This is a genomic window from Moorena sp. SIO4A1, assembly GCF_010672065.1.
Classification (GTDB): Bacteria; Cyanobacteriota; Cyanobacteriia; order Cyanobacteriales; family Coleofasciculaceae; genus Moorena.
On record NZ_JAAHHX010000066.1, the window covers coordinates 19,195 to 34,757 of the forward strand.

General features: G+C 42.5%; 12 protein-coding genes and 1 pseudogene. 8 read left to right on the forward strand and 5 right to left on the reverse strand.

Translation table 11 applies throughout. The features are described from left to right. Positions 1–54: 54 nt before the first annotated feature. Both F6K53_RS29135 and F6K53_RS29140 read right to left on the reverse strand, forming a co-directional pair. Positions 55–1,791, reverse strand: coding sequence for an anhydro-N-acetylmuramic acid kinase (locus F6K53_RS29135; protein ID WP_293083076.1), 1,737 nt, complete (start codon positions 1,789–1,791; stop codon positions 55–57). A gap of 4 nt (positions 1,792–1,795) precedes the next feature. Next, positions 1,796–2,494, reverse strand: coding sequence for a class I SAM-dependent methyltransferase (locus tag F6K53_RS29140; RefSeq protein WP_293083079.1), 699 nt, complete (start codon positions 2,492–2,494; stop codon positions 1,796–1,798). Positions 2,495–3,141: 647 nt separating this feature from the next. On the opposite strand from F6K53_RS29140, the gene F6K53_RS29145 reads away from it, so the two are divergent. After that, complete coding sequence (locus F6K53_RS29145) at positions 3,142–3,456, forward strand: hypothetical protein (protein ID WP_293070416.1); 315 nt, start codon at positions 3,142–3,144, stop codon at positions 3,454–3,456. 414 nt (positions 3,457–3,870) lie between these two features. Here F6K53_RS29145 and F6K53_RS29150 read toward each other — a convergent pair whose 3' ends face one another. Together F6K53_RS29150 and F6K53_RS29155 are read right to left on the reverse strand one after the other, a co-directional pair. Further along, complete coding sequence (locus tag F6K53_RS29150) at positions 3,871–5,112, reverse strand: glycosyltransferase family 1 protein (RefSeq protein ID WP_293083082.1); 1,242 nt, start codon at positions 5,110–5,112, stop codon at positions 3,871–3,873. A 55-nt stretch (positions 5,113–5,167) separates the two neighbouring features. After that, positions 5,168–6,847 carry a capsule biosynthesis protein gene (locus tag F6K53_RS29155; protein WP_293070420.1) on the reverse strand — a complete coding sequence of 560 codons (1,680 nt, stop codon included), beginning with the start codon at positions 6,845–6,847 and terminating at the stop codon, positions 5,168–5,170. 155 nt (positions 6,848–7,002) lie between these two features. Between F6K53_RS29155 and pip the strand changes: the two genes are divergently transcribed. The 7 genes from pip to F6K53_RS29190 all read left to right on the forward strand — a co-directional run bounded on the left by pip (position 7,003) and on the right by F6K53_RS29190 (position 15,173). After that, positions 7,003–7,947, forward strand: coding sequence for a prolyl aminopeptidase (gene pip, locus F6K53_RS29160; RefSeq protein ID WP_293070422.1), 945 nt, complete (start codon positions 7,003–7,005; stop codon positions 7,945–7,947). A 326-nt stretch (positions 7,948–8,273) separates the two neighbouring features. Beyond that, positions 8,274–8,954: a deoxyribose-phosphate aldolase gene (gene deoC, locus F6K53_RS29165; protein ID WP_293046897.1), complete on the forward strand. Its 681-nt coding sequence runs from the start codon at positions 8,274–8,276 to the stop codon at positions 8,952–8,954. Positions 8,955–9,046: 92 nt separating this feature from the next. Continuing rightward, positions 9,047–9,982, forward strand: coding sequence for a DNA repair protein RecO (gene recO / locus F6K53_RS29170; RefSeq protein ID WP_293025198.1), 936 nt, complete (start codon positions 9,047–9,049; stop codon positions 9,980–9,982). Positions 9,983–10,249: 267 nt separating this feature from the next. Continuing rightward, a complete protein-coding gene (locus F6K53_RS29175) occupies positions 10,250–11,689 on the forward strand; it encodes an MFS transporter (RefSeq protein ID WP_293025200.1) in 1,440 nt (479 codons plus the stop codon). Between the two features lie 20 nt (positions 11,690–11,709). Next, positions 11,710–12,867 carry a glycosyltransferase family 4 protein gene (locus F6K53_RS29180; protein ID WP_293025202.1) on the forward strand — a complete coding sequence of 386 codons (1,158 nt, stop codon included), beginning with the start codon at positions 11,710–11,712 and terminating at the stop codon, positions 12,865–12,867. 413 nt (positions 12,868–13,280) lie between these two features. After that, positions 13,281–14,453 carry a transposase gene (locus F6K53_RS29185; RefSeq protein ID WP_293025204.1) on the forward strand — a complete coding sequence of 391 codons (1,173 nt, stop codon included), beginning with the start codon at positions 13,281–13,283 and terminating at the stop codon, positions 14,451–14,453. 141 nt (positions 14,454–14,594) lie between these two features. After that, positions 14,595–15,173, forward strand: a complete 579-nt coding sequence (locus F6K53_RS29190) for a Uma2 family endonuclease (RefSeq protein WP_293025206.1) — start codon at positions 14,595–14,597, stop codon at positions 15,171–15,173. A gap of 76 nt (positions 15,174–15,249) precedes the next feature. On the opposite strand, the pseudogene F6K53_RS29195 reads toward F6K53_RS29190, so the two are convergent. Beyond that, positions 15,250–15,563 (reverse strand): annotated as a pseudogene (locus tag F6K53_RS29195) (lipid-A-disaccharide synthase); the annotation flags it as partial.

The window sequence follows — 15,563 nt, forward strand, 5'->3', positions numbered from 1 at the left end:
TTCATTGTTCAAGCTTTAATCTAAACTCAAGTAGTAAGCCTTCTAGCCTGTACATCAGACTACACCAGTGCCGGAATCCCCCTTGAACGAATCCAGCACCTGAAGCTCAATTGACGAAAAATTATTCCCAGGACAAATTTTTCCACCTACAACCGGATGGGATGCACCAGTACATGATGGCACAAAGTTGTAGAGTCCTTTTATACAGAGGAATCCCATCATTGCATACAAGACAGTTTCCCAAGATTTTTCTTCAAATCCTAGATCATTGAGAGAACGTAAAGTCTGAATATCTTGTCCAAGAGCATGACACAAATTTACTCGTAGTCTTTCCATAAAATAAGGGTTATTACGAACACCACCTCTGACAATGATATCGTCAGTACATGGTCCAAATTTTTTACACGCAAGTGCAATTGTCATCGCGCTAAGTTCTGTCAGAGTTGCAACAAAATCTTGATCTGTACAGCCAAGTTCTTTTGCTTGCTGATGCCACTGATCAAAGCAGGAACGTGTAAAATCATCAGGACCTACTGATATGGGAAGCTGATTTTTTTGAAAATGAGGGTGTTGCAACATCTCATCTAATAATGCTTTATTTATCTTCCCAGTAAGACCTAACTTTCCATCTTTATCATATTCTAGGTTAGGATCACATTTATTTGCAGCCCAGTCTATATAGAGAACGCCTAATCCAGGATCAAGTCCAGAAGGAAGTTCTACAGAACCTTGGGGTGGACAAAATGTCACGGAAGAAGTTCCACCAATGTTGATGCAAATACGCCACATTGAACTTCCTACTGGAGGGCGTAACATGAGGTAATCATAAGTACAGGTGCATGGTGAACCATTACCACCTGCTGCTACATCTGCTGAACGAAAATCTCCTACTGTTGTGATACCAAGTCCTTGAGCAATAGATGATAATTCACCAATTTCCCAGTGGGGATGTCCATGAATAGTCTGACCATGAGAAGATACCAAATCAATTGTTTTTTTAGCAATAGAATGCTTAGCAAGGAATGTCAGTGCTGTTTCAACAAAATGTTTTGCTATCCCATAATTTGCCGCATTGCATCCTTGCCAGTTACCTTCTCGTAAAGCAAATATTTCTTGACGCTTTTCTTTTAACCAGGGAAAGGTTTCAAAGGCAACAACATGATATTTGAGCTCTGAAACCGTCCGAGACGAGGATAACAGAGGTTCTTCAAAATCAACTACAACTATGTCGATTCCATCAACCGCATTCCCAGACTGTATCCCCAATACTCTGGTTAACTTGGTTGACGGTATTGCCTTTTTTACTTTCAAAACTGTTGTATGTCTATTCCGAAACGGATCATCAAACGTAATGACAACAGCAAAGCCTTCTTTAATAAATGCTCTGCTTGATGCTACATTACTTGCATGGACCATTACATAGATTTCTTTAATATCTTGATGCTGTGTAAAAATAGATTTTTTTGCACAGTTTACAAGCGCAGTTCCAATACCCATGCCCCTGTGCTCAGAATGAACGACAAATTCTATAATTTCAGCTGATGTCTTTTCGCCATAGTGATGGCAAAACTGTCCTCCTAATTCTGCTGTAATTAAGCCAACCATAATTTCCCCTGAAAATGCGCCCCAGGCAAATATTTTTCCACTTTTCAGTTTTTTAAAATGGTCTCGAATCCGTTGATCAGGACACCAATTATATTCTGTTTTTCCATGGGTAAATAGAAAGCTTATTAATGTTTCTGCTTTAAACGTCTTTGGCAAAAGTTTGTATTCAATACTTGATAATTTCATATTCTTACTCTAGAACTTGATAGACATCCTCTGTATAATGCAAGTCTGGCGTATTGATATACTCAGTCATATTGGTACAATAATTTTTAATATTGTGATGGAGGGATGTCCACAAACCTTCATTCGTCATATTCTCAGCCTCATCCATAAAACCAAAGGCTCTAAATCTATCTATTCTATTGGCAAGAATAATATGACCTCCCCTTTTAGTTACTCTCACAAATTCTCTCAGCAATTGAGGATGGTTGACATGTATGAGGACACCTATAGATATAATGGCATCAAAAAAATTATCTTCAAAAGCAAGAGGTTTATATAGATCTGCCCAATTAAGGCATTCATAATTGCCATCAGTTTTCGCCTTTTCCAGCATCTGTGTAGAAATATCGATACCCCATAGTCTTTTATAATTATATCTAGCTAGTTCTTGACCAATCAAACCAGTACCCACGCCTGCATCTAAAATCAATTGATGTGGAAACACAAACTTCCTTATAATTGGAATAATATATTCAGGATACCAACCAAACTCTTCACGCATAAAAACATCATAAGAATCCGCTAGCAGATCATACTCATTTTGTGTTTCATTACCTAAAATAGAATATTCTATACCATCTTTAAACAATGTTTGTGATGCATCAGAATATCTATTTCGGAATTCTTCGAGATTCATGAAATCTTCTGATTTTTGCTTGCTCATAGCTCTTCGCTCCTCTTATGTTATTGAAAAGTTACATAGTAAAGTGAATAAGTTCTTTAATTTTAAAGGCTCAAAAGCATATATTGATTAGCTTTGCTTCCCAGGGTAAGCGCAAGAATCAATAAGCCGTAGCTTATTGAGAAAAAAACCACGTCATTCTCAACAAATTAACTCTATTGCGAGTACAGTTCGACGAGATTATAGGGGTTTCGAGCCACGAGCAACCGAGATCCAGCCAATGCACATTATGGGCAATTTTTTCTTGCGCTTACCCTGCTTTGCTTCCTTAACTATCATGTTAATATTTTACTACAAATAAAGGCAGATCAACATAAGTCCTACATTCTTATTTGGGGTAAAACTGGCGAAGCTGTCACCAAGTGCAGGATAAACTGGAAACAGCTACTGTGTAAGGCTTTCAGAAAGTGAAAACGTGGATCTTTGCAGTCGTGAAGATATTGCAGCTTCTGGGTAGTTTCTGCAAAATTGGGCTGGAATAGCTCAAATGAATAAATAGCTAAAATATATACACAGCAAAGGTTTCAGCGATTTTTTAAACCTTACTATTTTAATCATCCTAACTGGGGGGGCGACATCAGAGCTAAAAAGTAGACTGTATAAGCTTCATAGCTCTCATACCTGTCTTGATGCAGTCGCTGGGGGAACGGCAGTTGCTGGGGGAACGGCAGTTGCTGGGGGAACGGCAGTTGCTGGGGGAACGGCAGTTGCTGGGGGAACGGCAGTTGCTGGGGGAACGGCAGTTGCTGGGGGAACGGCAGTTGCTCATGGGGGGAACCATGGCAGTTGCTGGGGGAACGGCAGTCGCTCATGGGGGGAACCCCCAAGACCGCGCTGCCTCCCCAAGACCGCACTGCCTCCCCAAGACCGCACTGCCTCCCCAAGACCGCACTGCCTCCCCAAGACCGCACTGCCTCCCCAAGACCGCGCTGCATCGCTCGTAAATAATTACTGAGGGGGTGACATGAGCCCTGAAAAGCTTACTAAATAAAGCCTTGATGCCAATTATCATAAGAATTGATCAACTCCCAAATTGACCCTCCTGTGATTTAATGGCAAGCTCAAACCCTTATAACTACGTCCAAGGTCAGCCCAAAACAGCATGTATCTTTTAGGTGCTACCCGTGGCGAATTTAATTCGCCAAGGTCAAGAGCACCGATTAAGTAACAGATGGGCTGAACATATTACCCAGTAAGGATTTTAGCTTGCATGTCACCCCCCCAACTTCGTCAGTTGTGTCAACACAGCCTCGATTGTCGGAAAGTTTCTTTCTACTCTTTATTTCTTTTGTCAAGTACAATTTATACCAAATTCAATGGGATTACCCTGCTGATTAATTGTTTTATTAATTATCTCATTAATTATCTACAAAGCTCGTTCCCTCAACTACTTTTCCCCCTTTTCCATTTCCTACTAAAGATGTATAGGCTGCTAGAGTTTCCCTTGCCGTTCTCTCCCAAGAGAATAGCATTGCTCTTTCCTTACCCTTTCTAATCAATTCCTCCCGGAATTGAGAATTACTGATAACCTTGACCATAGCATCTGCTAATTCAATAGGCTGATTAGGGTCAATTAAAATTGCGGCATCTCCCGCTACTTCAGGCAGGGATGAAGTATTAGAGGTAATCACAGGGGCACCCAAAGTCATCGCTTCTAAGACAGGTAGACCAAACCCTTCATAGTAGGAAGGATACACAAAAACATCTGCATTTGAGTAAAACCAGGCTACCAGTTGATCCGATAAGTAGCCCAGATGATGAATATGGTGTTTCCAAGGGGAGCTAGCAATATCGGCAAAAATAGATTCATAAGACCATCCTTTTTGCCCAATCAGTACTAACTGATGCTCAATTTGATGCCGTTGTTTTAAATAATTAAATGCTGCAATCAGAGTATTAATATTTTTCCTCGGCTCAAGAGTACTGACAAATAAAATATAGGGTTGGGCGAAGTCGTAATTAACCGATGTCAGCCCAGACTCCACCTGGGTATTCGGTAAATCTAGTGTATTCGGTAAATCTAGAGTAGAGTAACGGCTAGCTTGAGGAATAACTTGGATGTTGTCAGGATTCACTCCTAAGTAATTGACGATATCTTGTTTAGTAGACTGGGAAACAGTAATTACTAAATCAGTCCACCGTAAACATTGTTTTACCCGAGCAGTATAGCTTTTAACAATTGAGTTAACATACTGAGGATATTTCATAAAGGTTAGGTCATGAATCGTCATCAACCGCAAGCTTTTTTGACAGGGATAAACGACATGATCAGTACCATGGACGATATCAGGATTGCCTAAGTATTGCTCACAATAAGGTAAGATTGGATTAGGTATAGTGGCTAGTAAACTAGAGATTGTAACCGGTAACGGTATAGTTTTAATCTCTATATTCTTAATCTCTAAATGCCTAGTTAGCACTTCCAGAAATGACCAATCACGAGATAACCATTTTCTTACACTTGGTTGATAGGCGACACTTAACTTAAAGTCTTCCTGACCTTGTAGCTTATGGAGTGCCTGAATTAAATTTAAGGCATACATCCCAATGCCACTTAATTTATGGCGGATTGGTGTAGCATCAACAGCAATTTTAATCATATTTAAATCATTAGTTGTAACCCAAGTAAAATTATAATTGCTACTTGATAATTAACTAATGACTATAGATAAACTCTGTTCCGGTCAAGATGCCGTCACAAATAACATCTAATCCTTTACTTTGACCAGGAATAAATTCATTGAGATCACATACCTGAAGTTTAAATTCCGATGGATTACTAGCTTCGGTGGTCATCTCTAGGGGAATCATGCGGCGGAAGAAAAAGTGATAGGCATACTTTCTTGCTCGTTTGATGATTGCCTCAGGTAAGCCATGCCCTAGGGGTAACTGATCTAAATACTGAACATACTCCTCTACAGAACTGGCATCCATAGTGATGCCTTTATTACGAATCCACGCTTCTCCTGCAACAATTACAGGTATGCCCATGCTAGTTAATTCTACGCCCATTTTAGTGCCATAGATCAGAGCCGCATTACATTGGAGGATAGCAGCATAGGTGCTAACGGTACTTTCTGGGGGAATAACAAATACATTTGGAGGGAGAGTGGGGAAAACCTGACGAATTTCCTCAAACAAGGGTTGACGCGATCGCAAAGTCCCTCGAATTTCTGCTGGGTGGATCCGAATTAACAACTGTAACTCTGGTCTTTTAGCAAAATACCGAATAGTTGTCAATACCCATTCCAGCATATTAGGAAAAGCATTAACTGGGTAATGGAGTTGAGCATCCCACATCACATTAGTCAGTAACCCAATACAAGGACGAGAAAAGTCTACTCCTACCGCATCAGTAATTTTGGTCAGGTCAAATTGAGGACTTTCATGGAACCAAATCCAATCCTGAGTTCCTTGCCAGCGACTTTTCAAATAGTCCATCAACTTCTGTTCCATCTGGGAAGTCCACGGTATAGTTTCCCAATTACTGACTGGCTCCCACATCAACTGGTGATGATAGGTTTCATGGTGACTAAAGATAAAGCATTGTTTGCGATAAGCAGGATTCCAGTTGACCACCCGCACCCCTTCCTGACGGGCTACTTCACCAGTCAACCCCTGAGGAACATAAATGCCGTGGTTAAATACAGCACACTCAACCTTAACGGTTTGCAGCAACCGACGGGTCGCCCAAGTGGTCAGGATTGCTGCTTGGAAGTAACGCTTGAGAATCGGCTCAGCATTGGGTTCCCCTTCCAGAGAAGCACGAGCATAAAATCGCAGAGCTCCTGCTAAAGCGTGTTCCCCCACAGCTACCCCATTTAGGGTGTACTTTTCAATCTCAGCAATCGTGAGACTACTAGCTATCTCCTTGGCCTGTTGGTAATCTGTATCTGTGAGAAAGTCACTGTAGCGATGAATAGTCAATCCTAGGGGCTTATAGATCCGATCGGCTAGGGGAAAGCAGTCGTTACACAAGTCACGTTTAGGACCATGGTTTACAAACAAATCCTGTTTGGGATAAAAACTGACATCACACCAAAAACAAGCTGGTAAAATACCATCACAGAGCAAAATGTGAACTTGAGCACCCCTGAGGGTTAACCCCACTGCTAGTAGACTTTCTAAAGTGATGGAATGGATTTCACCACCGACACTAGTAGCTACCAGAATCTTAGAGCCAGTTTGGGCAGCCTTTAGGGCATGCCATTGGTTTAGAGACCCTTTCAAGACCAAATCCCACCTGGGCTGATCTCGAATAATGCGCTGTCTACGCTTATAGAGCTTAACCCTGCGATGAAGGGATTTGTTCCGCTTGAGAAACTCTTTGATCATTTGATGGTTGACGGTTGACGGTTGACGGTTGAGTGTGAACAGCTAACACTCAGCTAAGCCGGATTACTAGCATATTACTTTCACCATAGAGGTTTGGAGATCATTGCTTTTGTATGTACTGTATTTACTGAACACTGTAACCCTAAGCCAAAAATATGCGAGAACTCTATCCCCCCATCGAACCATACAACCAGCAAACCCTAACAGTTTCTAACCTCCACACCATTTATTTTGAAGAGTCGGGTAACCCACAAGGTCAGCCAGTAGTGGTGTTACACGGAGGACCAGGAGGTGGTAGCCAACCCGTTTATCGCCAATACTTTGACCCACAGAAATGGCGAATTGTGATGTTTGACCAACGGGGTTGTGGTCAAAGTATCCCCCATGCTGAACTTGAGCAGAACACTACCTGGGATTTAGTTAGTGATATCGAAAAACTGCGAGTAAAACTGGGTATTGAGCAGTGGGTAGTTTTTGGCGGTAGTTGGGGTAGTACTCTGTCTTTAGCCTATAGTCAAACCCATCCTGAACGCTGTCTAGGACTGATATTGCGCGGCATTTTTATGCTCAGGCAAAAGGAAATTCGTTGGTTCTATCAGGAGGGAACAAGCTATATTTTTCCTGATGCTTGGGAAGACTATATCAAGCCGATTCCAGAAGCAGAACGCCATGATCTAATTTCTGCTTACTATCGACGGTTGACCAGTCCGGATCCTCAAACCCGCAATTCAGCAGCTCGGGCTTGGTCAATTTGGGAAGCAAGTACTAGTAAACTCTTCCAAGACCCAACCCTAATCCAAAAGTTTGGTGAGGGTGAATTTGCTGATGCCTTTGCCAGAATTGAGTGTCATTACTTTGTCAATAAAGGCTTTTTTGAACGAGAAGACCAGTTACTGAGGAATGTAGATCGGATTAAATCTATCCCTGGAGTGATTGTCCAAGGACGCTATGATGTGGTTTGTCCGATGGTATCAGCTTGGGAATTACATCGGGCTTGGCCAGAAGCTGAGTTGATTGTGGTACCTGATGCCGGTCATTCCATGGCAGAACCAGGTATCCGCAGTGCTTTGCTCGAAGCAACGGATAAGTTTTTAATCTGACGGGGTGACAGCAGCCTTGTTAGGCATGCAGCAATGCTGCATCAAGAAGGGACGGTTGAATCAGGTTGGGGACAGTTGACCGTTGACGGTTAACTGTTAGAGTTGTGCTTTGGTTGATTGTAAGCATTCAGCTATCAGCATTCAGGATTCAGATATCAGCTTATCCGTTACAGATGGTGCTATCAGCTATCAGCCGCGTAGCGTGGTCTTGGCCAACGGCTGACCGCTGACCGCTGAATACTTACGGTTGATTTTTCCTTAAGTATCTTAATTTTTTGATAAATTTTGATAAATAATGATATAGGAGTCTCAAATAAAGCCTAGCGATGGATATAGACTATCCAGACATTGATATTGCTCCCCTAATCGACCATGCCCTGCTTATTCCCACGGCTACACCAGAGCAGGTGGAAAAATGGTGTCAAGAGGCAGACCAATATAAGTTTGCTACAGTGTGTGTCCCGCCAGTTTACGTTAAACAAGCGGCTGAACTCCTCCACAGTAGAGTACCAAAGGTTTGTACTGTCATTGGTTTTCCGATCGGTGCTACAACACCCACTGCTAAGCTTTATGAAGCCCAAGAGGCAGTGGAAAATGGAGCGACAGAGCTAGATGTAATGATTCACCTCGGTGCTTTGAAAGTGGGTAAAACAGAGGAACTTTACCAAGAAATTGCCCAAATCTGTGAAGAAACGGGTAAAACTGTCAAAGTAATCTTGGAAACTACTGTGCTGAGTGATACGGAAAAACGTCTTGCTGCGGAAATCTGTATGGATGCTGGGGCGCAATTTATCAAAACCAGCACTGGCTGGAATGGTGGTGCCACAGTTGATGATGTCCGATTGTTGAAAAAAGTGACTAAGGGACAAGTTGGAATCAAGGCATCAGGAGGTATCCGAACCATCGAGCAAGCTTTCGATTTAGTCATTGCTGGAGCAACTAGATTAGGCACCTCCCGTGGTCCTGACTTGCTGCGACAACGGGATAACCTGGAAATTAAGAATTAAGAATTAAAAATTAAGAATTAAAAATTAAGAATTAAAAATTAAAAATTAAAAATTAAGAATTAAACTTAAAAATTAGCAAGTAATAATGACTAATGAGTCAAACCTACAAAGCCACTGGAATTAATCTGAAAAGTATACCGCTGGGGGAAGCGGACAGGTTGGTGACAATTTTAACTAGGGAGTTGGGTCTGATTCGGGTAGTGGCACCAGGGGCAAGGAAGCAGAAATCGAAGTTAGGTGGTAGGAGTGGTTTGTTTGTGGTCAATCAACTACTGCTGGCAAAAGGGCGATCGCTAGATAAAATTATCCAAGCAGAAACTACCGAATCTTACCGAGGATTGAGTCAGGAGCTCAGTAAACTGGCAGCTAGCCAGTATCTGGCAGAATTAGTTCTCTGTCATGCTTTGAGTGAGCAGCCTCAGGAAGAACTCTACGAACTACTTAATGAACATCTACGGCGTCTTGAGCAGTTACCTAAAATTACGGCTAATCCCTCAGGGTTGTCTTTAGTGTTAGCTCATTTGTCCCATGGTGTCTTTCACCTGCTTGCCCTGGCCGGAATTGCACCTCAAGTACAATTGTGTTGTATCACACAACACAGTTTAAGACCAGATTTAACTGACCCGAATTGGCGGGTTGGTTTTAGTGTAGAAGCTGGTGGAACTATTAGTTTAGTCAGTAATCAGTCCAATCGGAACCATTTACCTAATCAAACTATTCCGAATCAAGAACAGACCTTGACTGAAACCATTGACAACCCTGATACTGATGTCATCCTACCCCCTCCTCCACGAGTAAATCATAAGCTGAATGCTCTGGAGTTAACTCTGCTTCAACAACTGGCAGCTGCTGAATTACCTCAGCTGAGTACACTATTAAAAGACCAATTGGCAGGGTCGAAAGCGGCTGAGTCTGTAGATTCACTCTGGGTGAAGTTGGAGCGAATTTTAAGAGACTACGCTCAGTATCACTTTGGTCGCTCAATTCGCTCAGCGGCTTTAGTGGATGCGTTGTCGTCTGTTAATTAATACTAATAATGAGTGTCTGTTAATAGTTAATAGGTAATAGTTAATAGGTAATAGGTGATATATAATGGGTAATAAATAATAGTTAATGGATAATTAAAATCTAATTGTGGTGTTGAACAGCAGCAATAGTAAGGTCTTAAATTATCAATTACCAATTACCAGTTAAGAATTACCAATTACCGATTTAATAATCCATTCATAGTAACAGTATGACGATGGACAAAAGTTGTTATTGGTAAAAAAAAAGCCTATCCAAGAAAAGCCAGAATGCAATCATCGGAGACTGGAAAAAACCAAAAACACTCCCCAGACCCCACGTCTGATTTCACCAAGTCTGATTTGGTGGCAAAACCCTCATCGAGCAGTGATGAGCTAAGCGATCAGGAACTGGATTCATCGCCGGATAAAGGATTTATACCAGTTCTAAAAAATTCCAACTTCTTAGCCCTATGGAGTGGTCAAGTCTTCTCTCAGCTAGCAGACAAGGTTTATCTGGTGTTAATGATTGCCTTGATAACCAGTCGCTTTAAAGACGCTGATCAAACTATCAGTGGCTGGGTATCAGCGATTATGATTGCCTTTACCATCCCAGCAGTTCTATTTGGTTCCTTGGCTGGCGTCTATGTGGATCGGTGGTCAAAAAAAGATGTGCTGGTACTAACCAATCTGTTGCGAGGGGCACTGGTGTTGTTAGTGCCTGGGTTGTTGTCTTTAACTCAAGGCTCGACATCAGTCTCCAATCTGCCACTAGGCTTTTATGTCTTATTAGTGATTACCTTTCTAGTCTCTACCCTGACCCAATTTTTTGCCCCAGCAGAACAAGCGGTAATTCCCTTGATTGTGAAACCGCAGCACCTACTGTCGGCCAACTCTCTATATACTACAACCATGATGGCTTCCTTAATCATTGGTTTTGCTGTGGGTGAACCGTTGTTAGCGTTAGCAGATAGGTTGGGAGCTCAGCTACATTTCGGGGTGTACTTGGGGAAAGAAGTTTTGGTAGGAGGGTCTTATGCGATCGCAGGATTAGTATTGTTGTTACTGAGAACAGGAGAAAATCGGGCAAAGTCTAAGGCTGAGCAACCTCATGTGTGGGCAGACATTGCCGATGGTTTGCGTTACGTACAACACAATCGAAGTGTCCGCAATGCTATGATTCAGCAAGTTATCCTGTTTTCGGTTTTTGCTGCTTTAGCGGTTCTGGCGGTAAGACTCGCGGAAAACCTCCCTGGGATCACAGCTGCCCAGTTTGGCTTCTTGTTAGCAGCCGGTGGGATTGGGATGGGGATTAGTGCAGCAATCCTAGGAAACTGGTTTGATGACACCTCCCATGTCAATTTAAGTCTGTCTGGTTCTGTGGGTATGGGAGTAGCCTTAGTAGGGTTGTCCTTATTCACTAACAATCTCTGGCTGGCTTTACTCATGACTATGGTATTGGGGGGGTTTGGGGCTTTGGTCGGTATCCCGATGCAGACTACCATCCAGGCAGAAACACCAGAAGAGATGCGGGGCAAAGTTTTCGGACTACAAAACAATGCTATTAATATCGCCTTGAGTTTACCTTTAGCCTTAGCGGGGATCGCAGAAACTTGGTTGGGTTTACAACCTGTATTTCTTGGTTTAGCAGCACTTGTGTTCTTAGGTGGGTTCTTAAACTGGTATATTTCCGGTAATAGATTAAATAATTTCAATAAACGTCATAAATAGAGATAGAACTACCAACCGGAATGCATATCGCCTGGCTAGGAAAAAAATCCCCTTTTTGTGGTAATGTCACCTACACTCGAGAAGTGACCAATGCTCTGCTCGACCGGGGCTACCAGGTCAGTTTCCTCCACTTTGCCCAAGAAGAAGAGGACCGAACTTGGTGGGGTTGTCAGGAGGTACCACTGCCTTGCTTGTACAAGTCTCAGATGTATACCATTCCAACCCTAACCGCCAGTAAGGTTTTGAAGCGATCGCTACAGGAGCTCAAACCTGACCTGGTTCATGCTTCCTTAACTTTATCTCCTTTAGACTTCCTGTTACCGGAAATCTGTACCGAACTCAATATACCCTTAGTGGCGACCTTCCATCCGCCCTTTGATGGTAAACGACGCAATTTGCAATCGGGAACCCAATTGCTGACCTATCAAGTTTATGCACCGTTTCTCGCCCACTACGACCGAGTGATTATCTTTTCTCAACTCCAACGGGATGTCCTAATCCGGGTTGGCGTTCCTGATCACAAGCTAGCAGTGATTCCCAATGGAGTTGATGTCCAGAAATATTCTCCAGGATACTCCCAGTTTACCTCTGAGTTGGCATCTGAGTTCGGAGGGCAACGCCTGTTTGTTTATCAAGGTCGGATTGCTACGGAAAAAAATGTTGAAGCGCTGCTGCGAGCGTGGAAACAATGTAACCTCGGTGAATCCAGTAAGCTAGTGATTGCTGGTGATGGACCGTTATTAGCTTCATTAAAACCATTTTATGGGGAAGAACACAATATCATTTGGCTAGGATTTGTGGCTTCCGAGCAAGAACGGATTGAGATTTTGCGGGCAGCAGATGTGTTTATTTTACCTTCTCTATTGGAAGGGCTGTCCTTATCATTACTCGAAGCCATGGCTTGTGGCGTGGCTTGTGTAGCCACAGATGCTGGAGCTGATGGGGAAGTGTTAGAGGATGGTGCTGGGATAATTCTCAATACCCATGGGGTGACATCCCAACTTAAAACCCTATTACCCCTATTGCGTGACCACAGAGACTGGACTACTTTGCTTGGTCATAAAGCTAGGGCAAGGGTTCTAGAGCGCTATACCTTAAGTGGGAATATTACTCAGCTCGAAAAGCTTTATGAAGAGGTTGTACAAATTAGGCTTGTGCAATTGAGTGGTCGTGCTTAGTTTTTTTGTTGTTTGGGAATTTACCCTCATGGTAAGTTGCCCTTATGGTGAAGAGGGTATACAAACTTAATCTACTCCTCAATAACTTACGCACTCAGTCCTGTTTATAACTTAGAACCTACCCATAAGAGCTGAGTATTTCGAGTTTTGAAGGTTTCTTGCTACCCTTTGAGGAATAAGAAAGATATGCTTTACCGAAAAATTTGGGTTTAAAGCCCCGTCCTTCTAGGAGACGAAACCTGTTTATTGTGGAGCCTTATAACAATAGCCTTAACCCTTTTCTGCATAACCTGCCGACCATAAAGGCTCCACTATCTTACGGGAACTTTAACGGACGGCTTTTTTTTTGGAGAATATTTCGAAATTTTTATATTAAATGATGTAGAATAAAATAGAATGTGAGGTCGATACCGATGATTATTCTAGAGTTCAAAGCCTACGGCAAACGAAACCAATATTTAGCTATAGATGAAGCGCTCAGGACAGTAAAATTTATTCGCAATAGTTGCATCCGTTATTGGATGGACAATAAAGGAGTGAATAAATTTGACTTGAACAAATATAGTAAGATTTTAGCTAAACAGTTTCCGTTTGCAAATCAGTTAAACTCTACTGCTCGTCAGTCTAGTGCTGAAAGAGCATGGTCATCAATCGCCCGTTTTTATGAAAATTGTCAAAAAAAGGTACCTGGCAAGAAGGGTTTCCCAAAGTTTCAAAAACATTGCCGCTCGGTCGAATACAAGCAGTCTGGCTGGAAGTTGTCTCCAGACAAAAAATGGATCGTATTCAGCGACAAGAAAGGAATCGGAAAACTCAAGCTCAAGGGTACATGGGACTTGTGGAGATTTGACAAGAAGCAAATCAAGAGGGTTAGGATAGTTCGTCGAGCTGATGGATACTATGTTCAATTCTGCATCCAGGCTGATAATAATGAACAGTTAAAACCTGCTGATGCAACTATTGGCTTAGATGTTGGACTGAAGGATTTTTATACTGACTCTAAGGGAAATACTGAACCTAACCCTAGATTTTATCGAACGGGAGAGAAGAGACTGAAGTTTTATCAGCGACGAGTATCCCGAAAAAAGAAAGGCTCAGCCAATCGTCGAAAAGCCATTAATAGACTAGGCAGGACTCACCTCAAAATAAGTAGGCGGCGTGAAGAGCACGCTAAGAGACTAGCGCGCTGCGTAATCCGGTCTAACGATCTGGTTGCTTACGAAGATTTGAGGATAAAAAATCTGGTCAAAAACCATTGTCTAGCTAAGTCTATTAATGACGCAGGTTGGTATCAATTTAGAAAATGGTTGGAGCATTTTGGTGATAAATTTGGTAGGGTAACTGTCGCAGTCAACCCTGCTTATACTAGCCAAAACTGTTCTAATTGCGGCGAAGTGGTCAAAAAATCATTATCGACTCGAACCCACATCTGTAAGTGTGGATGTCAGTTAGACAGAGATCACAACGCCGCAATCAACATTCTTGAACGAGCTTTGAGTACGGTGGGGCACACCGGAACTCGGATCATAGATCCGAACGCTTGTGGAGAGGAGACCTCTACTGTTCTTGGTTCCGGCCTGGAATAGCAAGTCACCTCGTTGAAGCAAGAATCCCCGTTCTTATAGGAGGGGGAGTGTCAATTGGGTCGTCCCGGGCCAGACAATGATTCGTCTTAGTTGCGAAGCAATTGCTAGATATATCTATAAGGGATAACTTGAGATTTATCCATGAATACCCTTCCAATCAACATTCCTCCTAGCCTCAGAGTTACTGACGAGCAGTTTGAACAACTTGCTAGTGCTAATCGAGACTTACGCTTAGAACGTAGTGCTACAGGAAAATTAATTGTCATGCCACCCACTGGGGGGAATACTGGAAAACGCAACATTGATATAGAAGGACAACTTTGGTTATGGAATCGCCAAACCAAACTGGGGGTTACCTTTAACTCATCGACTGCTTTTCGACTTCCCAATGGGGCAATTCGTTCCCCTGATGCAGCTTGGGTTAGTCAAAAACGATGGAATGCATTAACCCCTGAACAACAAGAAACTTTCCCACCCCTTTGTCCTGATTTTGTGCTGGAGTTGCGTTCAAAGAGTGACAATATGGAACCGTTACGCCAAAAAATGCAGGAGTATATTGATAATCAACTGGGTTTGGGTTGGTTAATTGACCCTAATCATAAGACAGTTGAAATTTATCGACTCAATCAACCTGTAGAGGTCTTGAAATCTCCCAAAACATTATCCGGAGAAGATGTTTTACCTGGCTTTGTTTTAGACTTGGAATTTGTCTGGAATTAGCAGGATTTTAAGCATATGCGCTACGCGCACGCGTGCGCGTTCAGCTATCAGCCATCAACCATTAGGCTTTGACTACTTAGTTTATTAGCTGGAAAATTTCCTGAGCAGCGCGATCGCATACGCCCACTTCACCCAATAACTGGCGCATTTCCTGATAATCCTTAAGGGTTTGCTGACGCCGTTCTTGATTAAAAAGGAGTTCCAAGGATTCCCGGACAATATTTTCTGGTGTGGCTTGCTCTTGTAACAACTCCGGCACAATGGAACGCATTACTACCAAGTTAGGGGGAGACATGAAGGGAATCGAAAATTTCAAGAAGGTGCGAGCAAGCCAGTAGGTAAAGGGATTAACTCGGTAGAAAACCACCTGAGGCACATCTAGTAGTGCTA

Bases quoted from the DNA above. Each gene is read 5' to 3' on its own strand.
- F6K53_RS29140 (WP_293083079.1), bottom strand. From the start codon at position 2,494: ATGAGCAAGCAAAAATCAGAAGATTTCATGAATCTCGAAGAATTCCGA.
- F6K53_RS29180 (WP_293025202.1), top strand. From the start codon at position 11,710: ATGCATATCGCCTGGCTAGGAAAAAAATCCCCTTTTTGTGGTAATGTC.
- F6K53_RS29150 (WP_293083082.1), bottom strand. From the start codon at position 5,112: ATGATTAAAATTGCTGTTGATGCTACACCAATCCGCCATAAATTAAGT.
- F6K53_RS29190 (WP_293025206.1), top strand. From the start codon at position 14,595: ATGAATACCCTTCCAATCAACATTCCTCCTAGCCTCAGAGTTACTGAC.
- deoC (WP_293046897.1), top strand. From the start codon at position 8,274: ATGGATATAGACTATCCAGACATTGATATTGCTCCCCTAATCGACCAT.
- pip (WP_293070422.1), top strand. From the start codon at position 7,003: ATGCGAGAACTCTATCCCCCCATCGAACCATACAACCAGCAAACCCTA.
- F6K53_RS29135 (WP_293083076.1), bottom strand. From the start codon at position 1,791: ATGAAATTATCAAGTATTGAATACAAACTTTTGCCAAAGACGTTTAAA.
- F6K53_RS29185 (WP_293025204.1), top strand. From the start codon at position 13,281: ATGATTATTCTAGAGTTCAAAGCCTACGGCAAACGAAACCAATATTTA.
- F6K53_RS29155 (WP_293070420.1), bottom strand. From the start codon at position 6,847: ATGATCAAAGAGTTTCTCAAGCGGAACAAATCCCTTCATCGCAGGGTT.
- recO (WP_293025198.1), top strand. From the start codon at position 9,047: ATGAGTCAAACCTACAAAGCCACTGGAATTAATCTGAAAAGTATACCG.
- F6K53_RS29175 (WP_293025200.1), top strand. From the start codon at position 10,250: ATGCAATCATCGGAGACTGGAAAAAACCAAAAACACTCCCCAGACCCC.
- F6K53_RS29145 (WP_293070416.1), top strand. From the start codon at position 3,142: ATGCAGTCGCTGGGGGAACGGCAGTTGCTGGGGGAACGGCAGTTGCTG.